Annotated in this window: 21 protein-coding genes and 4 pseudogenes; 19 read left to right on the top strand and 6 right to left on the bottom strand. The window is 44.8% G+C overall.

From position 1 onward, the window contains the following. Positions 1–62 precede the first annotated feature (62 nt). The gene (locus PUN35_RS07985) at positions 63–1,037 is read right to left on the bottom strand and encodes a DMT family transporter (protein WP_014479530.1); all 975 of its coding nucleotides are present in this window, start codon (positions 1,035–1,037) and stop codon (positions 63–65) included. Between the two features lie 131 nt (positions 1,038–1,168). On the opposite strand from PUN35_RS07985, the pseudogene PUN35_RS07980 reads away from it, so the two are divergent. The 13 genes and pseudogenes from PUN35_RS07980 (at position 1,169) to PUN35_RS07920 (ending at position 16,251) form a co-directional block, all read left to right on the top strand. Continuing rightward, positions 1,169–1,664 (top strand): annotated as a pseudogene (locus PUN35_RS07980) (cupin domain-containing protein). A gap of 388 nt (positions 1,665–2,052) precedes the next feature. Continuing rightward, entirely contained in the window at positions 2,053–2,475 is a 423-nt protein-coding gene (locus tag PUN35_RS07975) for a helical membrane plugin domain-containing protein (RefSeq protein WP_003220510.1), read from the top strand. 39 nt (positions 2,476–2,514) lie between these two features. Then, entirely contained in the window at positions 2,515–3,693 is a 1,179-nt protein-coding gene (locus tag PUN35_RS07970; RefSeq protein ID WP_003232765.1) for an NAD(P)/FAD-dependent oxidoreductase, read from the top strand. A 197-nt stretch (positions 3,694–3,890) separates the two neighbouring features. Next, positions 3,891–5,312 (top strand): glucuronate isomerase, encoded by a 1,422-nt coding sequence (uxaC, locus tag PUN35_RS07965; RefSeq protein WP_033881516.1) that lies wholly within the window; start codon positions 3,891–3,893, stop codon positions 5,310–5,312. A 67-nt stretch (positions 5,313–5,379) separates the two neighbouring features. After that, on the top strand, positions 5,380–6,759 hold the full coding sequence (locus PUN35_RS07960) for an MFS transporter (protein WP_014479535.1): 1,380 nt from the start codon (positions 5,380–5,382) through the stop codon (positions 6,757–6,759). Positions 6,760–6,863: 104 nt separating this feature from the next. Next, positions 6,864–7,877, top strand: a complete 1,014-nt coding sequence (gene allD / locus PUN35_RS07955) for an ureidoglycolate dehydrogenase (RefSeq protein ID WP_014479536.1) — start codon at positions 6,864–6,866, stop codon at positions 7,875–7,877. A gap of 5 nt (positions 7,878–7,882) precedes the next feature. Further along, complete coding sequence (locus tag PUN35_RS07950) at positions 7,883–8,902, top strand: zinc-binding alcohol dehydrogenase family protein (protein ID WP_014479537.1); 1,020 nt, start codon at positions 7,883–7,885, stop codon at positions 8,900–8,902. A gap of 24 nt (positions 8,903–8,926) precedes the next feature. Continuing rightward, positions 8,927–10,006 (top strand): mannonate dehydratase, encoded by a 1,080-nt coding sequence (gene uxuA, locus PUN35_RS07945; RefSeq protein ID WP_014479538.1) that lies wholly within the window; start codon positions 8,927–8,929, stop codon positions 10,004–10,006. Next, positions 10,003–10,839 (top strand): SDR family oxidoreductase, encoded by an 837-nt coding sequence (locus tag PUN35_RS07940; protein WP_003232752.1) that lies wholly within the window; start codon positions 10,003–10,005, stop codon positions 10,837–10,839. Before uxuA ends, PUN35_RS07940 begins: the two co-directional genes overlap by 4 nt. 47 nt (positions 10,840–10,886) lie before the next feature. Beyond that, the gene (locus tag PUN35_RS07935) at positions 10,887–12,155 is read left to right on the top strand and encodes an MFS transporter (protein ID WP_003245531.1); all 1,269 of its coding nucleotides are present in this window, start codon (positions 10,887–10,889) and stop codon (positions 12,153–12,155) included. 87 nt (positions 12,156–12,242) lie between these two features. Next, complete coding sequence (locus PUN35_RS07930; RefSeq protein WP_003232748.1) at positions 12,243–13,244, top strand: LacI family DNA-binding transcriptional regulator; 1,002 nt, start codon at positions 12,243–12,245, stop codon at positions 13,242–13,244. A 74-nt stretch (positions 13,245–13,318) separates the two neighbouring features. After that, positions 13,319–14,761, top strand: coding sequence for a tagaturonate reductase (locus tag PUN35_RS07925; protein ID WP_014479539.1), 1,443 nt, complete (start codon positions 13,319–13,321; stop codon positions 14,759–14,761). Next, entirely contained in the window at positions 14,758–16,251 is a 1,494-nt protein-coding gene (locus tag PUN35_RS07920; RefSeq protein ID WP_014479540.1) for a UxaA family hydrolase, read from the top strand. Before PUN35_RS07925 ends, PUN35_RS07920 begins: the two co-directional genes overlap by 4 nt. Positions 16,252–16,289: 38 nt before the next feature. Here PUN35_RS07920 and PUN35_RS07915 read toward each other — a convergent pair whose 3' ends face one another. Continuing rightward, positions 16,290–17,054, bottom strand: a complete 765-nt coding sequence (locus PUN35_RS07915) for a sulfite exporter TauE/SafE family protein (RefSeq protein ID WP_014476525.1) — start codon at positions 17,052–17,054, stop codon at positions 16,290–16,292. Between the two features lie 218 nt (positions 17,055–17,272). Beyond that, positions 17,273–17,737 (bottom strand): DinB family protein, encoded by a 465-nt coding sequence (locus PUN35_RS07910; protein WP_014479541.1) that lies wholly within the window; start codon positions 17,735–17,737, stop codon positions 17,273–17,275. A gap of 148 nt (positions 17,738–17,885) precedes the next feature. Between PUN35_RS07910 and yjoB the strand changes: the two are divergent. Beyond that, positions 17,886–18,986: pseudogene (yjoB, locus tag PUN35_RS07905) on the top strand (ATPase YjoB); the annotation flags it as partial. Between the two features lie 41 nt (positions 18,987–19,027). Here yjoB and PUN35_RS07900 read toward each other — a convergent pair. Further along, a protein-coding gene (locus PUN35_RS07900) for an IS3 family transposase (protein ID WP_087614160.1) occupies positions 19,028–20,178 on the bottom strand; the annotation gives its coding sequence in 2 pieces (ribosomal slippage) (positions 19,028–19,905 and positions 19,905–20,178; 1,152 coding nt in all). A gap of 94 nt (positions 20,179–20,272) precedes the next feature. On the opposite strand from PUN35_RS07900, the pseudogene PUN35_RS07895 reads away from it, so the two are divergent. The 3 genes and pseudogenes from PUN35_RS07895 to phrA form a co-directional block, all read left to right on the top strand. Beyond that, positions 20,273–20,446 (top strand): annotated as a pseudogene (locus tag PUN35_RS07895) (ATPase); the annotation flags it as partial. Positions 20,447–20,590: 144 nt separating this feature from the next. After that, positions 20,591–21,727: a response regulator aspartate phosphatase RapA gene (rapA, locus tag PUN35_RS07890; protein WP_015252291.1), complete on the top strand. Its 1,137-nt coding sequence runs from the start codon at positions 20,591–20,593 to the stop codon at positions 21,725–21,727. Beyond that, the gene (phrA, locus tag PUN35_RS07885) at positions 21,717–21,851 is read left to right on the top strand and encodes a phosphatase RapA inhibitor PhrA (protein ID WP_003245487.1); all 135 of its coding nucleotides are present in this window, start codon (positions 21,717–21,719) and stop codon (positions 21,849–21,851) included. The genes rapA and phrA overlap by 11 nt, the downstream gene beginning before the upstream one ends. A 30-nt stretch (positions 21,852–21,881) precedes the next feature. Here the strand turns inward: phrA and PUN35_RS07880 are convergent. Then, positions 21,882–22,128, bottom strand: a pseudogene (locus PUN35_RS07880) (YciI family protein). A gap of 120 nt (positions 22,129–22,248) precedes the next feature. On the opposite strand from PUN35_RS07880, the gene PUN35_RS07875 reads away from it, so the two are divergent. Beyond that, entirely contained in the window at positions 22,249–23,202 is a 954-nt protein-coding gene (locus PUN35_RS07875; protein WP_014479545.1) for an N-acetylmuramoyl-L-alanine amidase, read from the top strand. 39 nt (positions 23,203–23,241) lie between these two features. Here the strand turns inward: PUN35_RS07875 and PUN35_RS07870 are convergent, their stop codons facing one another. Next, the gene (locus PUN35_RS07870) at positions 23,242–23,619 is read right to left on the bottom strand and encodes a PH domain-containing protein (protein WP_014479546.1); all 378 of its coding nucleotides are present in this window, start codon (positions 23,617–23,619) and stop codon (positions 23,242–23,244) included. Positions 23,620–23,723: 104 nt separating this feature from the next. On the opposite strand from PUN35_RS07870, the gene PUN35_RS07865 reads away from it, so the two are divergent. Then, positions 23,724–24,326 carry a poly-gamma-glutamate hydrolase family protein gene (locus PUN35_RS07865; RefSeq protein ID WP_014479547.1) on the top strand — a complete coding sequence of 201 codons (603 nt, stop codon included), beginning with the start codon at positions 23,724–23,726 and terminating at the stop codon, positions 24,324–24,326. Positions 24,327–24,353 lie beyond the last annotated feature (27 nt).

The following is a 24,353-nucleotide window of genomic DNA, read 5'->3' as shown; positions in this document are numbered from 1 at the left end:
ACAGATTCCTTTTGGTAGCACAAATAAAGGAGAACAGGCTTTCACCCATTCTCCTGCAGATGCTAAGCAGTCAGATTTGACTGTGCTTTCTTTTTCGGTTTTCTCGGCTGTGAAGCGAAGGTATGTAACATCATCCCCGCTATTATAATGAACAAACCGGCAAATGATAAAAGAGATGGGAAAACGCCTGACAGCAGAACAATTTCACCAAGCAACGCGAAAATCACTTCACCGGATTGAGTGGCTTCAACGGCTGCGAGTTTTTGCGGATTGTCTCTTACCATATCAGTGGCCCAGAAAAATAAAACCGTCGCAATGATGCCTGAGCTGACGGCTACGATAAAGGATTGAACGGTTTGGCTTGCTGTTGGAAGGCCGTCTGACCACCAGCCGTAAGCTGCTAATATAAGCCAGAATGGAAGGCTTGCCAATGTCATTCCAAGCACGCGCTGAAATGTATCAAGCCGGCCTCCGTATTCTTCGAGCATTCTCCTGTTTCCTAACGGATAGGCAAAAGCCGCAATGACAACCGGCAGCACACTGAAAAGCAGCATCCTCCCAGAAAGCGATTCTGCATGCTGAAGCTGAATCAGAGCCGCTCCAATCAGGATGATCATGGAAGTGCCAAGTGAAACCAGGGGAATCTTTTGGCGAACGAACTGCGGACCGCCCGGCATATCTTGTTTGACATAAAACAAAGGAGATAAGAGCACCCCGGCTACAATTGTAATTTGCCAGGTTCCGGCTATGAGCCACCCCGGACCGTATGCAGCCGCAAATGTAATCGGCGCGTAAAAAAGCACGAAGCCGACGAAGCTCCATTTGATCCAATAAAACGGCTTTTTCCTCATCTCTAGTAAGAGAGGCGTGAATGTCCCTCTCATGATGACAATCAAACATAAAAACGGCACCATAAAAATAAAGCGCAGCGAAGAGCTCCAAAGCCAGCTGCCTCCTGATAACTCCATCGCTCTGTTTAATATAAAGGTAACGGCGAAAAAAAGTGAAGCCAATATTCCGATAACGATAGCTTTCATGATATCCCTCATTCTGGCATTATTTTTTTATACTATACTATTCGGTATCATGCAGATCAATGGAATCATGAGAAAAACATCATGTTTTATAAACCACTATATGTGGAAGACAAAAAAGGGAGGTGAAATTGATGGAAAGAGAGACACAAACATACTTCTTTCCGGATGACGGCAGGATTCCGAATCATCCTGATTTTCCGCTCGTGGTGTATCAAAACGCGCTTAAGGACACCGGACTGGCAGAGGATCGTCATCCGGCATGGCTGGTCAAACAGCTGGTCAGGGAGTGTTTTTCCATACCATCATTATCACAGCAATACGCATGAAGTGCTGATTGCAGTTCGGGGAGAGGCTGTGATTCAGTTTGGGGGAGAAAAAGGGGCTGCCATTCCTTTCAAATCCGGCGACGCAGTCGTGATTCCAGCCGGAGTCGGCCATAAAAAGCTAAGCGCAAGCTCCGATTTTACCGTCATTGGCGCTTATCCGGGAGGCGTTCAGTATGATATGAAGACGGGAGAGCCGAATGAACGGGAGGAAGCGGTCAAACAGATTAAGCAGGCGGCGTTGCCGGCGAATGATCCGATCACAGGAAAAAGAGAGCCTCTATTGGAAATATGGGTAAAGTGAAGGGGAGAAATTGCTGGATTGTCAATAACTAGTGCCGCAGAAACGTTATGACATGAGCTCCATATAAATTAATTTCATAATCGAAGCAATTCACGTTCAAATTTTGTTCAAAAAGTGTTATCATATAGAAGGTAATCGAATTGGAGTTTTTTGTGTTTGCTATTTTCAGAGAGAGTAAAGGATTTTGACTTATTCAATTGTTTATTTTTAGATAAAAATAATACTGAATATGGCAAGATGAAAAACTGGGTAGTAAACATTTATTTTTGTAAATGATTGTGCACGAATTCACAATCCTTATTCTTATGCCTTAAAAGCGTGAGACAGGGAGAGGCACTACCCTTTCCAAAAAAATCAGCAAACTGCTTATAGTAAAGGAGAATTGGATATGCCAGAAACAATCGATCAAACAAATGCGTCTGTCAGCCAAAGCCAGCAAGATCTTATTGATCAGCTATTAAAGCCAGAAGTTCAAGAATCATTGACTGTTTTAGTTGACCAGCTTCCGAAGCTGACTGAGTTAGTGAATATTTTAACGAAGTCTTATGATTTCGCTCAGTCTGTAGCGACTGACGAAGTGTTAAAGAGCGACACAGTCGGTGCGATCACTGAAATTCTCGAGCCTGTAAAAGAAACAGCGAAAGAAGTAGCTGCGACTGCGATCGAAGCAAAAGACCGCGCGGAAGCAAGCAACGAAACAATTGGACTTTTCGGCCTTCTTCGCATGCTGAAAGATCCTCAAGCTCAAAAGCTGTTCCGTTTTGCTAACAGCTACCTTGAAGTCATGAACGAACGCGAAAACCAAAAATAATCTCAGATTCAAATTGATATAAAGGACGGAGGATATACGATGTCAAAACATATTGTCATTCTAGGCGCTGGTTATGGCGGAGTTCTTTCTGCTCTAACAGTTCGCAAACATTACACAAAAGAACAAGCACGCGTGACAGTGGTAAACAAATACCCTACTCACCAAATCATTACGGAATTACACCGCCTTGCTGCAGGCAACGTGTCTGAAAAAGCGGTTGCAATGCCATTAGAAAAACTTTTCAAAGGCAAAGACATTGATCTTAAAATTGCGGAAGTAAGTTCTTTCTCTGTTGATAAAAAAGAAGTTGCGCTTGCTGACGGTTCTACATTAACTTACGATGCGCTTGTTGTAGGTCTTGGTTCGGTAACGGCTTACTTCGGCATCCCAGGTCTTGAAGAAAACAGCATGGTATTGAAATCTGCTGCTGATGCGAACAAAGTCTTCCAGCATGTTGAAGATCGTGTGCGCGAGTACTCTAAAACGAAAAATGAAGCAGATGCAACAATCCTTATCGGCGGCGGCGGCTTAACAGGCGTTGAGCTTGTTGGTGAGCTTGCTGACATCATGCCGAACCTTGCGAAAAAATACGGCGTAGACCATAAAGAAATCAAATTGAAACTTGTTGAAGCAGGTCCGAAAATCCTTCCTGTTCTTCCGGATGATCTTATCGAACGTGCGACTGCAAGCCTTGAAAAACGCGGCGTTGAGTTCTTAACAGGTCTTCCTGTTACAAATGTAGAAGGAAACGTAATTGATCTGAAAGACGGATCTAAAGTTGTTGCCAACACATTTGTTTGGACTGGCGGCGTACAAGGTAACCCATTAGTCGGTGAATCAGGCCTAGAAGTGAACCGCGGACGCGCGACTGTAAATGACTTCCTGCAATCTACATCTCATGAAGATGTATTCGTTGCTGGAGACAGCGCAGTTTACTTCGGTCCAGACGGCCGTCCATACCCGCCAACTGCACAAATCGCATGGCAAATGGGTGAGCTGATCGGTTACAACCTATTTGCTTACCTGGAAGGCAAAACGCTTGAAACATTCAAGCCAGTAAACTCTGGTACACTTGCAAGCCTTGGACGCAAAGACGCGGTTGCCATCATTGGTGCTAATTCTACACCGCTTAAAGGTCTTCCTGCTTCCTTGATGAAAGAAGCAAGTAACGTACGCTATTTAACACACATTAAAGGACTTTTCAGCCTGGCTTACTAATCCTTTTAATGAATCTGACATTGCCAAAAGCGTTCCTTACCGAGTGCTTTCTGGCAATGTCTTTTTTTATGTTTATGACAGCGTTAACATTTCATTTTCAAAAAAGAGATTGATCCCAGAGGAATATAAAGGTAAAATAGATACAAATCAAAATGTTAACGTTAACATTTTGAAATAGAATGAAAGACGGTGAGGACATGGAACCCTTCATGGGCGAAAACTTTTTATTGAAAAATGAAACCGCTGTCAGTCTCTATCACAATTATGCGAAAGACATGCCAATTATTGATTACCACTGCCACTTAAGTCCGAAAGAAATCTATGAAAATAGTACATTTCAAAACATCACGGAAGCCTGGTTGTATGGTGACCATTATAAATGGCGCATCATGAGAGCCAATGGAATTGAGGAGACATACATCACCGGAGATGCGCCTGATGAGGAGAAATTTATGGCTTGGGCGAAAACCGTGCCGATGGCGATTGGCAATCCGCTCTACAACTGGACTCACTTAGAATTGCAGCGTTTTTTTGGCATTTATGAGATTTTAAACGAGAAGTCCGGGCCGGCTATATGGAAACGGACAAATGAACTGCTCAAAGGGGAAGGCTTCGGGGCAAGGGATTTAATCGTGAAATCAAATGTAAAGGTCGTGTGTACAACAGATGACCCTGTTGATTCTCTTGAATACCATCTATTATTAAGAGAAGACAAAGACTTTCCTGTCAGCGTGCTGCCTGGATTTCGGCCGGATAAAGGACTTGAGATCAATCGTGAAGGCTTTCCTGAGTGGGTGCAGGCGCTTGAAGATGCCGCCGCCATATCGATTACAACCTATGATGAGTTTTTAAAGGCGTTGGAAAAACGAGTGCGATTCTTCCACTCAGCCGGCGGCAGAGTTTCTGATCACGCGATAGATTCAATGGTATTTGCCGAAACAACAAAAGAAGAAGCTGGACGGATTTTTTCTGACAGATTACAAGGAACAGAGGTTTCTGAGGAAGCTGAGAAGAAATTTAAGACATATACGCTTCAGTTTCTTTGCGGTTTGTATGCGGAGCTCGATTGGGCGATGCAGTTTCATATCAACGCTTTAAGAAACACGAATACAAAAATGATGAAAAGGCTCGGACCTGATACAGGCTATGATTCTATGAACGATGAAGAAATTGCTAAGCCTTTATACAAGCTTCTGAACTCAGTTGAGATGAAGAACCAGCTGCCGAAAACGATTTTATATTCACTGAATCCAAACGATAACTATGTCATCGCCAGCATGATCAACAGTTTTCAGGACGGTATTACCCCGGGAAAAATACAATTCGGCACAGCCTGGTGGTTTAACGATACTAAAGACGGAATGCTCGACCAAATGAAAGCGTTATCAAATGTTGGCCTTTTCAGCCGTTTTATCGGCATGCTCACCGATTCCAGAAGCTTTCTTTCGTATACGCGCCACGAATATTTCAGGCGGATCGTCTGCAATTTGATTGGAGAATGGGTGGAAAACGGCGAAGTGCCGCGCGATATGGAGCTTCTGGGAAGCATCGTTCAGGGGATTTGCTATGACAATGCGAAACACTACTTTCAATTTCAAGAAGAGAAAGCAAACGTGTAACAAAGTGTCCGCTCAGTATCGCTGAGCGGATCACTATCCGAAAATTCTTAAGACACAGAGGTGGAACATGCGAACTGAACTGGCAAATAAGGTTGTGTCGGTCGAAACGGAAAAAAGGCTTTCATTGAAAGAGAAAATGTCCTATGGCTTTGGTGATTTTGGCAACGGTTTTATGTTTGATCTCGGCCAGATTTATTTATTGAAGTATTTCACTGATGTAGCGGGAATCCCCGCTGCGATGGCCGGCGGCATTTTTTTAGTCAGTAAGCTGTTTGCAGCGATAACAGATCCAATTGTCGGCTCATCAATCGATTATCGCAAAAACATCGGCAAACGGGGGAAATTCAGGCCTTATCTATTAATCGGCAGCATCGTGCTTGCGGTGCTTACTGTTCTTATTTTTCTGTCTCCCAATGTATCAACGACCGGAAAACTGATATATGCATATGCATCCTATATGATTTGGGGCATCGGCTATTCGTTTGTGAATATTCCGTACGGCTCATTAGGGGCAGCGATGACTCAAAATTCTGAGGACCGGACCTCCATTTCGACGTTCCGCCAAATCGGATCACTTGGCGCCTTGTTTATCACAAGTGTGGCCGTGATGCCGCTGCTCGTCAAGTTTGATAATCCGAAGGTCGGCTACCCGGTGGTCATGGGCTTGTTCGCCGCGCTCGGTGTGTTTTGGTTTTATATTTGCTACCGCAACTGCAAAGAGCGCATTGTCATATCGGAAGCACCCAAAGAAAAATTAACACTCTCATCTGTCGTCAAAACATTTATTACAAATAAACCGCTGTTAACCCTTGTCCTGATGACGATTTTTTCAATTTCCGCATACAACATTAAATCCGCCATGCTCGTCTATTTCGCACAATATAACTTGGGCAATGTTGAATTAATGGCTTATATGAACTTCATCATTATTGGTTCTTCCTTTTTGGGCGTCGTATTCCTACCAAAGCTCGTCAAGATGTTTGGAAAGAAACGAACGGCAATGATCGGCTTCGGCATCAGTGTGGCCGCGGATCTGATCAACTTTATGCTTCCATCTAACGTTTATGTGTTTACAATTCTCGCCAGTATCGCCTTTATCGGAATCAGTATCCCAAATGGCATCACGTGGGCTCTTGTCTCCGATATTATCGACTATGGCGAATGGAAATCCGGTGAACGGAAGGAAGCAACGACATATTCACTTTTCAATTTCTCAAGAAAGCTTGCTCAATCTTTGTCTGGCTTTCTCTCGGGGATCGGTTTGGGGATTATCGGCTATGTGCCGAATGCAGTCCAGACAGCACAGGCGCTGATTGGCATCAAAGCGCTGCTTCTTCTGTATCCGGCCATTGCTTTGGCATTAGCGATGTTCATTATCGGCTTTCTTTATAAACTCACAGACCAGCAGCATGCTCAGATCGTTCAGGATCTTCATCAAAAGAGCTGACAATATAATATAGAGAATATTTAAAATAATTTGTAAATAAAATGTGTTTGTAGGGGTTTCGCTAGGAGAGTGCCCAAAAAACTGAAAAGGAAGGAGGCACTTGCTTGAAAACGATAACAATTGCAGCTGAAGAAGCAAAGGAACTCGTTCGGCAAAAGCTGGCCGGTGCCGGTTTGAATGAACGAGATGCTGAAAAAGTAGCAGATGTTCTCGTGCACGCTGATTTGCGCAATGTACATTCGCATGGCGTGCTGCGCACAGAACACTATGTGAACAGGCTTTTAGCGGGAGGGATCAATCCTGGGGCACAGCCTGTTTTTAAAGAAACGGGACCTGTGACCGGGGTGCTTGACGGAGACGATGGTTTCGGTAATGTGAATTGCGACATGGCGATGGACCATGCAATTGACATGGCGAAGAAAAAAGGAGTCGGCATGGTTACGGCCGTAAACAGCAGCCATTGCGGAGCGCTAAGCTATTTTGTGCAAAAAGCCGCTGACGAAAAGCTAATCGGAATGGCAATGACGCATACAGACAGTATCGTTGTCCCGTTTGGGGGGAGGACTCCTTTTTTAGGGACAAATCCGATTGCTTACGGTGTTCCGGCTAAGCATAAAAAACCGTTTATCCTAGATATGGCGACATCCAAAGTGGCTTTTGGGAAGATTCTGCAGGCCCGTGAAGAGGGCAAAGAAATTCCTGAAGGATGGGGAGTCGATGAAAACGGAGAAGCAGTAACTGATCCTGACAAGATCGTCTCACTTTCAACATTCGGCGGCCCGAAAGGCTATGGACTATCGATTGTGGTGGATGTGTTTTCCGGATTGCTGGCGGGCGCGGCTTTTGGCCCTCATATTGCCAAAATGTACAGCGGCCTTGATCAAAAAAGAAAGCTGGGACATTACGTTTGTGCGATCAATCCAGCCTTTTTTACTGACTGGGATACGTTTTTAGAGCAGATGGATGCCATGATTGATGAACTGCAGCAATCACCGCCGGCTGTTGGATTCGAAAGAGTGTATGTGCCCGGCGAGATCGAGCAGCTGCATGAAGAAAGAAATAAGAAAAACGGAATTTCCATCGCCCGGAGCGTGTATGAATTCTTAAAAAGCAGGTGAGTAAAATGAAAGCGATTCAAGTGCGAAAAGCGTATGATCTGGTGACAGCGGAGGTGAAGAAGCCAGTTCTTTCAAAGGATGATGAAGTGCTCGTGAAAGTCAAGCGAGTCGGCATTTGCGGTTCAGACATGCACATTTATCATGGAACGAATCCGCTTGCTACCCTCCCGAGAGTTATCGGACACGAGGTAACGGGACAAGTGGAGGCAGTTGGTGCGAATGTACAGAGCCTAAAACCCGGTGATCATGTGGTGATTGAGCCGATTTCTTATTGCGGATCGTGCTATGCCTGCCGCAAAGGGCGGCCGAATGTTTGCGCCAAGCTTTCTGTATTTGGCGTACATGAGGACGGAGGCATGCGGGAATATATTGTGCTTCCGGAAAGGCAGCTTCACGCGGTCTCAAAGGACTTGCCTTGGGAGGAAGCAGTCATGGCCGAGCCTTATACGATAGGCGCCCAGGCAGTGTGGAGAGGCCAGGTGGAAAAAGGTGATACCGTCCTGATCCAGGGAGCGGGACCCATCGGGATCTGTGTGTTGAAAATGGCAAAACTGGCGGGCGCTGCTGTCATGATGACTGACTTGAACAACGATCGGCTGGCATTTGCGAAAGAAAACGGCGCCGATGCTGTTGTAAATGTCCAAGCAGAACATGTTGCCGAGCGGGTCCTTGAATGGACTGGGAATGAAGGAGCAAACGTGGTCATTGATGCTGTTTGCCTGCCGGAGACTTTTGCACTTTCAATTGAGGCTGTGTCACCGGCGGGACATGTGGTTGTGCTTGGATTTGATGAAAGAGCGGCTCAGATTTCTCAGCTGCCGATTACAAAAAAAGAAGTCACGATAACCGGATCCCGATTGCAGACCAATCAGTTTCCAAAAGTGGTAGAGCTTTTGAATGGAGGCCGGTTAATGCATAACGGGCTGGTGACCCATACATTTTCAGTTGATGACGTTCATCATGCATTTCAGTTTATTAAGGAGCATCCAGATCAGGTGCGAAAAGCCGTCATCACGTTTGATTAAATGACTGAATCCGGAGGTGCGAGCATGAATATGACATTCCGATGGTATGGACGAGGCAACGATACAGTCACACTTGAACACGTGAAGCAAATTCCCGGAGTCAAAGGCATCGTTTGGGCTCTCCATCAAAAGCCTGTCGGCGACGTGTGGGAAAAAGAAGAAATCAGAGCCGAGACCGAATATATTCAATCCTATGGTTTTCATGCTGAAGTTGTAGAAAGCGTGAATGTTCACGAAGCAATTAAACTTGGGAACGAAGAACGCGGCCGGTATATTGAAAACTACAAGCAAACGATCCGCAACCTTGCCGGATTTGGCGTGAAAGTGATCTGCTATAATTTTATGCCGGTTTTTGACTGGACACGCACGGACATGTTCCGGCCGCTAGAAGATGGATCGACCGCTCTGTTTTTTGAAAAGGCCAAGGTGGAAAGCCTTGATCCTCAAGAGCTGATTCGGACGGTGGAGGATGCATCTGACATGACACTGCCGGGGTGGGATCCCGAAAAATTAGCTCGGATCAAAGAGCTTTTTGCTGCCTACAGAACGGTCGATGAAGGAAAGCTATGGGACAATTTATCATTCTTTTTGCAGGAAATTCTTCCTGTTGCTGAGGCCTATGGTGTTCAAATGGCCATTCATCCGGATGACCCGCCGTGGCCGATTTTCGGACTGCCGCGCATTATCACAGGAGAGGCAAGCTATAAGAAACTGCGGGCGATATCAGATTCACCGTCTAATTGTATCACCCTTTGCACAGGTTCAATGGGAGCCAATCCCGCTAACGACATGGTGGAGATCGCTAAAACGTATGCCGGCATCGCTCCATTTTCACATATTCGCAATGTGAAAATTTATGAGAATGGCGATTTTATTGAAACATCTCATTTAACAAAGGATGGTTCGATCAACATTCAAGGCGTGATGGAAGAACTGCATAAGCAGGATTACGAAGGATATGTCAGACCGGATCATGGGCGCCATCTTTGGGGCGAGCAATGCCGCCCGGGATATGGCTTATACGATCGGGCACTTGGCATCATGTATTTGAACGGGCTGTGGGACGCCTATGAAGCAATGGCAAAAAAAGAGGTGGGCGTATGATCCCACTGCATGAGAACCTGACTGGTAAAACGGCTGTCATCACTGGCGGCAGCGGCGTGCTTTGCTCTGCGATGGCACGGGAGCTAGCCCGTCATGGCATGAAGGTGGCGATATTGAATCGGACGGCTGAAAAAGGCCAAGCGGTCGTGAAGGAGATAACGGCGGCTGGCGGCACAGCGTGCGCTGTTGCTGCGGATGTGCTGGACAGGATGTCACTGGAACGGGCAAAGGAAGACATCCTTGGCCAATTTGGCGCTGTTGATCTGTTAATTAACGGGGCTGGCGGCAATCATCCTGACGCGATAACCGATGTGGAGACATATGAAGAAGCGGGAGAAGGCCAATCCTTTTTTGATATGGATGAGAGGGGCTTTCTAACTGTATTCTCCACCAATTTCACCGGTGCGTTTCTGGCCTCGCAAGTGTTTGGAAAAGAGCTGCTGAAAGCCGATTCACCGGCGATCATCAACCTTTCTTCCATGAGTGCTTATTCACCTATGACGAAGGTTCCGGCATACAGTGCCGCGAAAGCATCCATCAATAATTTTACGATGTGGATGGCTGTTCATTTTGCCGAAACCGGGCTGCGGGTCAATGCGATTGCCCCAGGCTTCTTTCTGACAAAACAAAATCATGATCTGCTGATCAACCAAGACGGAACGTTCACCAGCCGATCTCACAAAATTATTGCGGGAACACCGATGAAGCGCTTCGGAAAACCCGAGGATTTGCTCGGTACGCTTCTTTGGCTGGCGGATGAATCCTATTCGGGTTTTGTCACTGGGATCACCGTTCCTGTCGATGGAGGATTTATGGCTTATTCAGGTGTGTAACGAAAGCGATGCAACAGAAACTGAACCAACATAGGGGTGAGGTTGAGATGTTTTCAAAAGATAAGCTTCCCGTTATCCTTTTTTTGTTCCTGGCAGGGGTGATTAATTACCTGGATCGCTCGGCGCTTTCCATTGCAGCTCCTTTTATTCAGGATGATCTCACATTGTCTGCCACGCAAATGGGCTTGATTTTCAGCAGTTTTTCGATAGGTTATGCCATTTTTAACTTTCTTGGGGGCGTGGCATCCGACCGCTATGGGGCAAAGCTGACCTTATTTGTCGCGATGGTTGTTTGGTCGCTGTTTAGCGGAGCAGTCGCCCTCGCTTTTGGCTTTGTCAGTCTGCTGATTATACGCATTCTCTTCGGAATGGGAGAAGGCCCGCTTTCGGCGACCATCAACAAGATGGTGAACAACTGGTTCCCGCCGACCCAGCGGGCGTCCGTTATCGGTGTAACCAACAGCGGCACGCCGCTCGGGGGAGCCATTTCCGGCCCGATAGTCGGCATGATCGCAGTGGCGTTCAGCTGGAAGGTATCCTTCGTTCTCATTATGATTATTGGATTGATATGGGCAGTGCTCTGGTTCAAGTTTGTCAAAGAAAAGCCGCAAGAGACGATCAAGGAAGCACCGGCAATAAAAGCAGAAACGTCTCCCGGAGAAAAAATTCCGCTCACCTTTTATCTGAAGCAAAAAACGGTCCTGTTCACGGCGTTCGCTTTTTTCGCTTACAACTACATCCTCTTCTTCTTTTTGACATGGTTTCCGAGCTATCTTGTCGACGAACGGGGATTAAGTGTTGAATCGATGAGTGTCATCACGGTCATCCCGTGGATTTTAGGCTTTATCGGGCTGGCTGCGGGGGGATTTGTTTCTGACTATGTGTACAAAAAAACGGCTCGAAAAGGTGTGCTGTTCTCGCGCAAGGTTGTGCTTGTCACATGTTTGTTTTCCTCAGCTGTCCTGATTGGTTTTGCCGGGCTTGTGGCAACGACTGCGGGCGCTGTCACACTGGTCGCTTTGTCAGTATTTTTTCTATATTTAACAGGTGCTATCTATTGGGCTGTCATTCAAGATGTGGTTGATCAAAACAATGTCGGTTCTGTTGGCGGCTTCATGCATTTCCTCGCCAACACGGCAGGAATTATCGGCCCGGCTTTAACCGGATTTATTGTTGACCAAACAGGCACGTTTTCTGGAGCATTTTTGCTTGCCGGAGGGCTGGCTGTCTTCGCTTCACTTGCTGTGATTCGTTTTGTCCGTCCAATCATTGGCAAGCCAGCGGGAACAGAAGCTGAGAATCCTGTGTCTTATTAATCTGGAAATATAGTGGGAGAGGCGGTATATTTGATGATACAATATACAGTAAATAATCGCAGCCGGTATGATAAGGAAGGGAATTAGATGGTAACCATAAAAGATATCGCAAAACTCGCAAACGTATCCCACACAACCGTTTCCAGAGCACTCAACAACAGCCCTTACATCAAAGAACATACGAAGAAAAAGATATTAGAGCTAGCAGAGCAGCTCAACTATACACCAAATGTAAATGCGAAAAGTCTGGCGATGCAAAAGTCGCATACGATCGGGCTATTCTTTACAAGCATTACAAACGGAACCTCACACAGCTTCTTTGCAGACACAATCAAAGGCGTCAATCAAGCCATAAGTGAGGATTACAATCTGTATGTGCGCGGCATTGATGATCTGAAAAACTATGACTCCGTTACACCGATGAGATATGACGGCATCATTTTAATGAGCCAAAGTGACATTGATAATTCTTTTATTTACCATATTCGCGAAAAAAACATTCCGCTTGTCGTGCTGAATCGTGATATTGATGATCGCACCATCACGAATATTTTGTCCAATGACAAGGAAGGCTCTCAAGAAGCTGTAGAATACTTCATTCAGTCCGGCCATCAAGACATCGCCATCATCGAGGGGATCGAAGGCTTTAAATCCTCCCAGCAGCGAAAGGAAGGCTACTTATCTGCACTGATTCAACATCATATTCCGATCAAGCATGAATACAGTGTCAAAGGACAGTACGATATGGAAAGCGGCTTTCAAGCGATGGAGAGGCTGCTGGCACTGCCGAATCCTCCAACCGCTGTTTTTTGTTCGAATGATGACATGGCAATCGGAGCGATGAATGCGATATTCGCAAAGGGCCTGCGCGTTCCTGATGATATTTCGGTGATCGGGTTTGATGATATTGGGTTTTCACAGTACATCACGCCAAGACTTACAACAGTAAAGCGCCCAGTGGAGAAAATCAGCGTGCTCGGTGCGCAAAAACTCTTGTCTCTGATCAGCGAGCCCGAAACAAAAGCAGAAAAAATCTTGGAAAACACAAAATTCATGGTGCGTGATTCAGTCAGACGATTGACGACGTGATGCCCCGTTTTTCAGCGGGCATTCTTTTATAAAGAAAAATGTTAACGTGTGCATAAAAAGAGGGAGGCAATAAGATGCAGAAACTGAATAAAAATGTGTACGATCACTATACTCGGTATCCAGAAAAAATTCTCCAATTCGGAGAAGGAAACTTTCTTCGGGGATTTGTTGATTGGCAGATTGATCAATTGAATCAACACACTGATTTTAATGGGAGCGTGGCAGTTGTCCAGCCAAGAGGCTCAGAAAAAATCAAACGATTAAATCAGCAAGATGGATTATATACGCTTTTTTTACAAGGAATGAAAGACGGAGAAGCCGTAAACGAGCATATGATTATCAACTCAATCAGCCGGGGAATTGACCTGTTTTCTGATTATGAAGCATACAAAGAATTGGCATCAAGCGAAAGGCTTCGGTTTATTATCTCCAACACCACTGAGGCTGGGATTGTATGTGATGAAAAAGATCGTTTAGAGGATAGGCCGCAAAAAACATTCCCTGGGAAATTAACTGCATTTCTCTACTTCCGCTTTCAGGCTTTTAAAGGAGATCAGACAAAAGGGTGTGTCCTAATCCCATGTGAACTGATTGAGAACAACGGCGAAAAGCTGAAGGAAACGGTTCTTCATTATGCAGGTCTGTGGAAGCTGGAGGAAGGATTTACACAGTGGATTCATGAGGCCAATACATTTTGTAATAGTTTAGTAGACCGGATTGTTCCGGGTTTTCCCGTCGACAGCATTGATGAGATCACGGCGGATCTTGGCTATCAGGATGATTTGATAGTTGTGGGAGAGCAATATTATTTATGGGTTATCGAGGGGCCTGATTGGATTGGAAAAGAACTTCCCTTTGCGGCTGCAGGGCTCCATACAAAGATCGTCAGCGACCTCACCCCATACCGGACTAAAAAAGTAAGGATTTTAAATGGCGCTCATACAGCAATGACGCCAGTGGCTTTATTATACGGCTTAAAAACTGTTAGGGATGCTGTCGAGCATCCGGAAGTTGGGCGATTTATAAGAGAGCTGATTGACGACGAAATTCTTCCTGTTTTAAAAATGGAAGGTCTTTCTCAGTATGCTGACGATGTGCTGAACCGTTTTAAAAACCCGTATATTAAGCATTACCTGGAAAGCATTGCATTGAGCTCCGTTTCCAAATTCAAAACGAGAAACCTGCCGACTCTTAAGGAATATGCTGAACAAAAGGGACAGCTTCCTGAACGCTTGGTGTTTTCTTTCAGCGCTCTTCTGTATTTTTATCATAATAATGAGACATTGCAGGATGATCCGGCAGTGCTTCAATTTTTCAAAGAGGTTTGGTGTCAGGAGGATGACGACATGCTTCGGATTGCATCAAGAGTGTTAGGCGAACAGCGGCTGTGGGGGGCAGATCTCAATGAGATACCGAAGCTGACTGATAGAGTCGCTGTTTACTTGAATCTTATTCATGAGCTGGGCATGCAGCGGGCTCTTGAACAATACTGCATACAAGAGGGAGAGGTACGTTGAAGTCGTTTATAAAGATTCATAAGCAAGATAATATCCTTCTTGCTCTGCGGGATATCCAAAAGGGAGAGAGGCTGCATGCGGACGGCGTGTCGATTGAAGTAAAGAATGATATAAAAAGAGGCCATAAGATTGCATTGCAGTCTATCAAAGAAAACGACAGCATCATCAAGTACGGGTTTCCAATCGGTCATGCATCACAAGATATCTCGATCGGAGAGCATATTCATGTCCATAATACGAAAACAAACCTGTCTGATATCCAATCATACAGCTATACACCGAGATTTGATGAAAATCCGTATTCTAATGAGAACCGGACGTTTAAAGGTTTTAGAAGAGAAAACGGAGATGCGGGTGTACGGAATGAATTGTGGATTGTCCCAACTGTCGGCTGTGTCAATGGAATAGCAGAAAAAATGCTGCAGCGTTTTGTCAGAGAAACAGGGGATATCGCTCCATTTGATAACGTACTGGTGTTAAAGCATCAATACGGATGCTCGCAGCTTGGCGATGATCACGAAAATACGAAGCAAATCCTGCTGAATGCCATTCGCCATCCAAATGCCGGCGGCGTCTTGGTGTTAGGGCTTGGCTGTGAAAACAATGAGCTGGCAAGAATGAAGGAAGCACTGCAAGATGTGAACCTGGAGCGGGTGAAGTTTCTGGAATCCCAGTCGGTGACCGACGAAATGGAGGCAGGTGTTGCTTTGCTGAAGGAAATTCATGAAGCGGCCAAAGGAGATAAGAGAGAAGACATTCCGCTGTCTGAACTGAAGATCGGGCTGAAATGCGGAGGTTCGGACGGTTTTTCCGGCATAACCGCAAACCCGCTGCTTGGACGTTTTTCAGATTATCTCATTGCACAGGGAGGGAGCACGGTGCTGACGGAAGTACCGGAAATGTTCGGCGCAGAAACCATCCTGATGCAGCGGGCTGCCAATGAAGAAGTGTTTCATAAGATAGTCGATTTAATCAATGATTTCAAACAATACTTTATTAAACATGATCAGCCGGTGTACGAAAATCCCTCACCGGGCAACAAAGCGGGCGGCATTTCTACACTTGAGGATAAATCGCTGGGCTGTACGCAAAAAGCGGGGATTTCTCCTGTCACGGATGTCTTGAAATACGGGGAAGTGCTCAAGACAAGAGGGCTGACGCTTTTGAGCGCGCCAGGCAATGATTTGATCGCCTCCTCCGCATTGGCGGCGGCCGGCTGCCAAATTGTCCTCTTTACAACGGGGAGAGGCACGCCGTTTGGCAGCTTTGTCCCGACGGTGAAAGTAGCGACAAACACCGAGCTGTATGAAGCGAAGCCGCATTGGATTGATTTTAACGCAGGCCTTTTAGCAGAGGATGATGTTCATGAGGAATATGTGCTGCGTGAGTTTATCCACTATATGGTTGAGGTGGCAAGCGGCCAGCTTGTGAACCATGAAAAAAATGATTTCAGAGAACTCGCCATTTTTAAATCGGGTGTGACGCTATAATAAGAAAAGGCTATCCTTCAAGCGGATAGCCTTCTTCATTAAATCAATTTTAAACCGCTGACTAAAATAATGGACGCCATAATAAATTGCAGCGGACGCGGGGAGAATCGAGGCGAAAGATGGCTTCCGATCAGCACGCCGGGAATTGAACCAATGAGCAGATTAGCTGCCAGCATGTAATCCACGCTTCCGAAGCTAGCGTTCAAAATGCCTGCTGCCGTAACAAGAAGAAATGCATGCGCGATATCGGTTCCGACAATCTGTGACGCTTTCATGTTAAATAAGTAAATCATGGCGATTGCAAATAATGAGCCAGAACCGATTGATGTTAAGCCGACGATAAACCCAAACACAACACCAATAAGAATCGTCAGCGCCCGCTTATTTTCAAGCGGCATCAGCTGCCAGCGGTTGGGACGAAGTTTTCTATCCAAAAACAAACGAACGATGATTGAAATGGCAACCAGCGTTAACACATATCCTAGAGCGTGCTTAATAATTTCTTCCTGATGCTGGTGAAAGGCGGGGAACAAATGCAAGATGCCAATGGCTAGCGAAGCACTCGGAATACTGCCGATGGCTAAGTATTTTACCAATTTAAAGTTAATCGTTTTCTGCCGCCAATGGGAGGCAACGCCAAACAGCTTTGTGATCGAGTTATATACAAGATCTGTACCGACCGCGATGGAAGGATTAATTCCAAGCACAATTAAAAGGGGAGTTAATAAGGCCGCTCCACCCACTCCCGTCAATCCGACTAAGGCTCCGACAAACAAACCCATCAATATGATGCTTACACTCATGATAAAGGCCTCCTGAAAACCCGACTATTTTTATCAGATTATATATGATTAGGACGCGTTAATCAATTAAATTTTTTGAATTTTTGTACGTTAGCTGCTTGAAATTTTGGTATGCTCAATATCTCTATTCATTTGCCCTATAATGAGTGTCTGGACGAGAAGTACTAAAGGCGCAAAAAAAAGATACCTCTTAACAGGTATCTTTTTTCTTGTTTACGCTACATGCGCTGCTGATAGAAAGGAAGCTCAGTGTGGCCCATTTCCCGCACATACACGAACAGGTTGCCTTTATGGTGAATTTCATGCTCCATTGCAAGCTGAAGCAGCGCGCGGCCTGTGACTTTTCTGCCGAAAGCGGATGTCAGATCAATTTCTCTGTCCAGCTGCTCTTCAGTCAGCTGTTCAAGGATAGCGGCCGTTTTTTCTGTATATGTTTTTGCCAGAACATTGAGATCTGTTTCTGTTTCTTCCTGCTTGTTTTGAAAAGGTGAGGCATTGCCTTCTTTAATGACATTTGCGAACAAGTGGAAAGACGTAAGAATGTGTTTGACCAGCTCTTCTGCTGACATTGATGTTTCTGCCGGTTTGTAGCTGTAATGGTCTTTGCTGATTTTTTCGGCAAGCTCATTGGTCACGTTTCGATGGGATAAAAAATGGCTGACAATTTGATTGGATTGGCTCATTATGATCTCCTCCATATGTAAAAATAAATGGTGCAATGAAATCCTATATCAACGGTTATGAATTCACAAGTAATATGCTGTGGGATGAAACAAAATGCTATGTCAATCGTATATATAACGTTCACAAAACATGAAATGGAGTATAAACATGACTAACATACCTTTCATTTATCAGTACGAAGAAAAAGAGAATGAAAGAGCTGCGGCGGGCTACGGCACTTTCGGTTACCTTATCACACGGATTGAAGAAACGCTTTATGATCAATACGGTGTATTCTATGAGCTCTATGCCAGTGATGATCCAAATACGGAATACTGGGAGCTTCTTGTAGAAGATGTCCGCAGCGGTTCATTGGAGCCTGAGCATGTGGCATATATATTTGAAAAGCTTGAAAAGAAAACCTTTGCTTACGATGAAGATGAGAAAGAACCGGATTATACCGTCCATAAGTCTATAAGAAACAGTGTATACGCGTATCCTGAAAAGGGAGTTGCTTTTGCCAGAATTCCATATTTTCAAGATGGGAGCATTATGAGTTTTGATTGTCTGTTTGCGGTTAACGATGAAAAGATGCGTGCATTTCTGGAGGGAGTCAGACCGCGTCTTTGGGAAAAAAGCAAGCGGAAAGTGACCGTGTTTACGGATGGAGATGGAGGGACTTCAAGAGAGCAGGAAGCCATTGTCAGAGAGGTTCAGCGGAGTCAAGTCATCATGAATCCGCTATTGAAAAAGGAGATATACAGATCAATTGATCAGTTTTTTCATAGTGATAAATCGTTTTATCAAACATATGACATCCCTTACAAGCGCGGCATTCTGTTATATGGACCTCCTGGAAACGGAAAGACGACGTTAGTGAAGTCGATCGCAGGCAGTATCGATGCACCTGTTGCTTATTGGCAAATTACTGAATTTACGTCGAGCGAGACAATAGAAGAAGTCTTTCAGGCAGCGAGACGCCTCGCTCCTGCAGTTCTGGTCATCGAGGATATAGATTCGATGCCGGAAGATGTGCGGTCCTTTTTTCTCAATACGCTGGACGGCGCGACATCAAAAGAGGGGCTATTTCTCATCGGTACGACAAACTATCCCGAAGAGATCGATCCAGGTTTGATGAATCGTGCAGGGCGATTTGACCGTGCCTATGAAATCGGGCTTCCGGATGAAGAGCTGCGGCTGGAATATATGAAAATGAGAGGCTTTGGCATCTTTTTGAGTGAAGGAGAAATAAAAAACGCCGCAAAACTTGGGACTGACCCCCGTTTTTGAGACAGGGATCAAAACACCTTTTAAACAGCCAATTGCCGATAATTTATCGGTGATTGGTTGTTTAGTTTCGTTTGAATACGAATATTGTTATAATAATGAATGTATTCTATGACAGTGCGTTCTACGATGGCGGTCGTGGTTCGATCAATGCTGTTAAGATAGAACGTTTCAGACTTTAGTGAGGAATGAAACGATTCGATGGAGGCATTATCAGCGGGTGTCCCTTTGCGGGACATGCTCATGGTAATGCCTTTTGTTTTAACAGCTTTCTGATACTCGTAAGATGTATACACAGATCCTTGGTCACTATGTAACACGCAGTTCTCAGGCAGTGTTGGCAGTTGATCAAGTGTGTGTAAGACAAAGTCTGTGTCCTGCTTATCTCCAATCGTAAAAGCAATCACTTCTCCATTATATACATCCAATATACTGGAAAGGTACAATTGTTTCTGTCCATAAGGCAAATACGTGATGTCTGTTACTAGTTTTTCAAGAGGATGATCAGACTGAAAGTTCCTATCTAATATATTGTCGACCACGGCATATGGCTGCCCATTCTTCTTGCGCTTTTTCACCTTAACCCGGCACTGCCACTGATTTTTCTGCATAATACGCTGAACCGTTTTATGGTTAATACACATTCTCTTTTTTAATATAGCTGTGATTTTTCGATATCCATATCGATACTGGTGCTCTCGGCACAACGTGCCGATTTGTTTTTCTAAATGGCGCTTGGGATGATCTTTCTTCAGATTCTTCTTCCAACGATAATAAGACGAGCGAGAGATACCTAAATGAATACAGATATCCTGCACGGTCATTGTGCTGTGCAATTCTTCTACAAGTTCGACTGACGTTTGGCTATCAACTTCCTTTCCAATTCGTTGTACTTTTTTAACACTTCATTCTGTTGTCTCAGATATCGATTCTCTGCCTGCAGTTTCTCTAATTCGGAAGAATACTCCGGACCTTTTCCATAAGTGTATTGCTTACCAACAGGCTGTTCAAATCGATGTGTATCACCAGCCTTATACCATCTGACCCATGTCTTAATCTGCGTATTATTTTTGATATTCAACTCCTGCATGATCTCTTTCATAGGTACGCCTGCCAATCTCATTTCTACAGCCTTCTGTTTCACTTCAACCGGATAACTCACTCTTGTCCCCATAGAAAAAACACCTCCAAGTCTAATTTCGGATAACAATCATCCGTATTCAAACTTGAAGGTGTTTTTATTTGTCTCATCTTATGGGGTCAGTCCCCTTACAGAAGGCTTTTCCTTTGCACAGCTGGGAGAATTATATGTATCTTCAGCCCTTCAATGGCACCAAGAAGGGAATCACCATATTGAAACCATGGTGAAAGACATGACAGGAGAGCAAAGAAAAAGCCAGCGGGGAAGCTGGATGGAAAGAAACAAAGTCGGTTTTCACTAAAAGAAAGCACGGGTGTTTGAAAAACCCGTGCTTTTTTGTTGCGGTTAGCCGAAATTCGACAATTGCGGTTATTTTGCGTTCTTCTTTTTCTTGTAAATATGATAAAATATGACATATCTCGGGTAATTCAAAAGGGGGGATTAATTGAGGATGAAGCAGACGATTCCGTCCTCTTATGTCGGGCTTAAAATTAATGAATGGTATACTCATATCCGGCAGTTCCACGTCGCTGAAGCCGAACGGGTCAAGCTCGAAGTAGAAAGAGAAATTGAGGATATGGAAGAAGACCAAGATTTGCTGCTGTATTATTCTTTAATGGAGTTCAGGCATCGTGTCATGCTGGATTACATTAAGCCTTTTGGAGAGGACACGTCGCAGCTAGAGTTTTCAGAATTATTAGAAGACATCGAAGGGAATCAGTACAAGCTGACAGGGCTTCTCGAATATTACTTTAATTTTTTTCGAGGAATGTATGAATTTAAGCAGAAGATGTTTGTCAGTGCCATGATGTATTATAAACGGGCAGAAAAGAATCTTGCCCTCGTCTCGGATGATATTGAGAAAGCCGAGTTTGCTTTTAAAATGGCTGAGATTTTTTACAATTTAAAACAAACCTATGTTTCGATGAGCTACGCCGTTCAGGCATTAGAAACATACCAAATGTATGAAACGTACACCGTCCGCAGAATCCAATGTGAATTCGTTATTGCAGGTAATTATGATGATATGCAGTATCCAGAAAGAGCATTGCCCCACTTAGAACTGGCTTTAGATCTTGCAAAGAAGGAAGGCAATCCCCGCCTGATCAGTTCCGCCCTATATAATCTCGGAAACTGCTATGAGAAAATGGGTGAACTGCAAAAGGCAGCCGAATACTTTGAGAAATCTGTTTCTATTTGCAAGTCGGAAAAGTTCGATAATCTTCCGCATTCTATCTACTCTTTAACACAAGTTCTGTATAAACAAAAAAATGACGCCGAAGCGCAAAAAAAGTATCGTGAAGGATTGGAAATCGCCCGTCAATACAGTGATGAATTATTCGTGGAGCTTTTTCAATTTTTACATGCGTTATACGGAAAAAACATTGACACAGAATCGGTCTCACACACCTTTCAATTTCTTGAAGAACATATGCTGTATCCTTATATTGAAGAGCTGGCGCATGATGCTGCCCAATTCTATATAGAAAACGGACAGCCCGAAAAAGCACTTTCATTTTATGAGAAAATGGTGCACGCACAAAAACAAATCCAGAGAGGAGATTGTTTATATGAAATCTAAATGGATGTCAGGTTTGTTGCTCGTTGCGGTCGGGTTCAGCTTTACTCAGGTGATGGTTCATGCAGGTGAAACAGCAAACACAGAAGGGAAAACATTTCATATTGCGGCACGCAATCAAACATGATGCATAAAAAAAGACCCTTAGGGGTCTTTTTTATTTCTTCAGCTTCCATTCTTTTATCGTCAGCTCAGAAGATCCACTTGCCACCAGCGGATCCGCATGGCCGCTCTTTCAGTGAATCTGCTTCGATGACATACGCTCCGCCTGTGGCGTCGCTGAATGGCCCAAACATTTTTAATCGTTTTTCTGCTTGTAAACGATCCAGAAATTCATAGTGCCCAGCCACATGCTCCTGATTAAATTTCTCCGTTCTCATTGTCAGCATTAAATATGTATACATATTCAGACCCTCCGTGAACTTCAGTTTAACACATTTATCCATATTACGGTGATAGATGATATGAGTTTTTCGTCCTACGAATGCCACCTATTTATGAAAAAAGAAAAGGAGAGATGATAGGTGAGCATTCCAGTAAAGAAAAATTTGGTTTCTGAGGCGAAATACGCGTTGAAGTGTCCTAATGCAATGTCCGCTGAATACATTACCATTCACAACACGGCAAACGATGCGTCCGCGGCCAATGAAATCAGCTATATGATCGGGAACACAAGCTCGACAAGCTTTCATTTTGCGGTCGATGATCAAGAGGTAATTCAAGGTCTGCCGCTTAACCGAAACGCTTGGCACACTGGTGACGGCACAAACGGTCCGGGAAACCGCAAATCAATCGGCGTTGAGATTTGCTACAGCAAATCGGGAGGCCCGAAGTATGAGGCAGCTGAAGCCTTGGCGATTTCATTTGTTGCACAGCTTTTGAAGGAGCGCGGCTGGGGCATCGATCGTGTGAGAAAGCACCAGGACTGGAACGGAAAGTATTGCCCGCACCGCATTTTATCAGAGGGGCGCTGGGATCAAGTGAAGGCGGCAATTGAAAAGGAATTAAACGGGGGCTTATCAGCTAAAAAAGCTGCAGTCTCTTCTTCAGCGTCTGTATATCATGTGAAAAAAGGCGACACATTGTCAGGGATTGCCGCATCACACGGAGTCAGTGTGAAAACGCTGCAAAGCATCAATCATATTACTGACCCGAATTACATTAAAGTCGGACAAGTGATCAAACTGCCTCAGACGGCATCTGCTTCTAAAAGCCATGCCGCATCCTCATATCCGCTCCCATCCGGCGTGATCAAAGTGACAAGCCCGCTGACGAAAGGGACAAAAGTAAAGCAGGTGCAGACCGCTTTAGCCGCTCTTTATTTTTATCCTGATAAAGGAGCGAAAAATCACGGCGTTGACGGCGTTTATGGCCCGAAAACAGCAAATGCAGTGAAACGTTTTCAGTCTGTCAGCGGTTTAACGGCTGATGGGATTTACGGTCCGAAAACGAAAGCGAAGCTGGAGGAAAAGCTGTAAATGAAAAGACGGAAGCTGTGAAGCTTCCGTCTTTTTATCTTACATACAAACTGCGGCAAGCACCTTTTGAATATCATAAATGCTCTCATCTTTTTTAAACTGCTTTGAGACGGCAGGAAGCTCTGCGCCGGAGATCCAAATTTTCAGCTCTGAATCGAGGTCAAAGCGGCCGGCCGTTTCCACGCTGAATCTGGAAATGCTTTTGTACGGAATCGATTGAAACTCCGTTTTCTTGCCTGTGATTCCCTGCTTGTCCACAAGAATAAGCCGCTTGTCAGTGAAGACAATCAAATCGCGAACCAGCTTAAACGCGGCTTCAACCTTCTCACCCTCAAGTAAAATATGAGCAAGCTCTTCTTTTACAGCAGCCGTTGACAGTGTTGACGCATTGCCGAGTAATCCATCAATAAACCCCATCATATACCTCCTCTGCGTATTCTATCAAATCATACTATAAAAAAGGTTTTCATTCATAGATGAGTAGAGTAAACTGGTGCTGACTGGTAAAGGGGGCGTTCAAAATGAAAGATATGTATGACAGCTTTGCAGCCCTTTCTGCTTCTGAGTCGGAGTACCGGATTATTTATGAGGAGAAAAACGGAAGTGAGCTTATCGTCCTCGGTCCCCACGGCGGCAGAATTGAGCCTGGCGTCAGTGAATTGGTGCGGGCATTTTCGGATCGATGCTCCATCTATTTGTTTGAGGGTGTAAAACAGCGAAACAATCGTTCCTTGCATCTCACCAGCATTCGTTTTGATGAGCCGCTGGCTTTAGAAAAAGTGAATGCCCACCATTACGCATTAGCGTTTCACGGGTATTATGATCCAAACATCCCGCATACTTTGGTCGGCGGGGCTGATCGAAAAAAAGCCAAGCTCATTTGTGAGCGTCTGAATGAAGCGGGTTTTAGCGCCGAGCTAACTAATGAGAAAGACCGCCTGGCAGGTGTACACCCAAGCAATATTGTCAATCGGACGAAAAGAGAAATGGGGCTGCAATTGGAGGTGAGCACGGCACAAAGAAACGCGCTGTTCTGCAATTTTGGGTGCCGTGATAAAAGCTACATACAAAACGACTTGTTTGATCGATATGTGGAAGCCGTCAAGCTTGGCTTTTATACATAAAACGAAACGGGACCTGCACTGTCAGCC

This window comes from Bacillus sp. N3378-2at (assembly GCF_033412715.1).
In the GTDB taxonomy this organism is placed as follows: Bacteria; Bacillota; Bacilli; order Bacillales; family Bacillaceae; genus Bacillus; species Bacillus subtilis.
This window is presented reverse-complemented; position numbering and strand designations above follow the sequence as displayed.

Bases quoted from the DNA above. Each gene is read 5' to 3' on its own strand.
- PUN35_RS07985 (WP_014479530.1), bottom strand. From the start codon at position 1,037: ATGAAAGCTATCGTTATCGGAATATTGGCTTCACTTTTTTTCGCCGTT.
- PUN35_RS07975 (WP_003220510.1), top strand. From the start codon at position 2,053: ATGCCAGAAACAATCGATCAAACAAATGCGTCTGTCAGCCAAAGCCAG.
- PUN35_RS07970 (WP_003232765.1), top strand. From the start codon at position 2,515: ATGTCAAAACATATTGTCATTCTAGGCGCTGGTTATGGCGGAGTTCTT.
- uxaC (WP_033881516.1), top strand. From the start codon at position 3,891: ATGGAACCCTTCATGGGCGAAAACTTTTTATTGAAAAATGAAACCGCT.
- PUN35_RS07960 (WP_014479535.1), top strand. From the start codon at position 5,380: ATGCGAACTGAACTGGCAAATAAGGTTGTGTCGGTCGAAACGGAAAAA.
- PUN35_RS07950 (WP_014479537.1), top strand. From the start codon at position 7,883: ATGAAAGCGATTCAAGTGCGAAAAGCGTATGATCTGGTGACAGCGGAG.
- uxuA (WP_014479538.1), top strand. From the start codon at position 8,927: ATGAATATGACATTCCGATGGTATGGACGAGGCAACGATACAGTCACA.
- PUN35_RS07940 (WP_003232752.1), top strand. From the start codon at position 10,003: ATGATCCCACTGCATGAGAACCTGACTGGTAAAACGGCTGTCATCACT.
- PUN35_RS07935 (WP_003245531.1), top strand. From the start codon at position 10,887: ATGTTTTCAAAAGATAAGCTTCCCGTTATCCTTTTTTTGTTCCTGGCA.
- PUN35_RS07930 (WP_003232748.1), top strand. From the start codon at position 12,243: ATGGTAACCATAAAAGATATCGCAAAACTCGCAAACGTATCCCACACA.
- PUN35_RS07925 (WP_014479539.1), top strand. From the start codon at position 13,319: ATGCAGAAACTGAATAAAAATGTGTACGATCACTATACTCGGTATCCA.
- PUN35_RS07915 (WP_014476525.1), bottom strand. From the start codon at position 17,054: ATGAGTGTAAGCATCATATTGATGGGTTTGTTTGTCGGAGCCTTAGTC.
- PUN35_RS07910 (WP_014479541.1), bottom strand. From the start codon at position 17,737: ATGAGCCAATCCAATCAAATTGTCAGCCATTTTTTATCCCATCGAAAC.
- phrA (WP_003245487.1), top strand. From the start codon at position 21,717: ATGAAATCTAAATGGATGTCAGGTTTGTTGCTCGTTGCGGTCGGGTTC.
- PUN35_RS07870 (WP_014479546.1), bottom strand. From the start codon at position 23,619: ATGGGGTTTATTGATGGATTACTCGGCAATGCGTCAACACTGTCAACG.
- PUN35_RS07865 (WP_014479547.1), top strand. From the start codon at position 23,724: ATGAAAGATATGTATGACAGCTTTGCAGCCCTTTCTGCTTCTGAGTCG.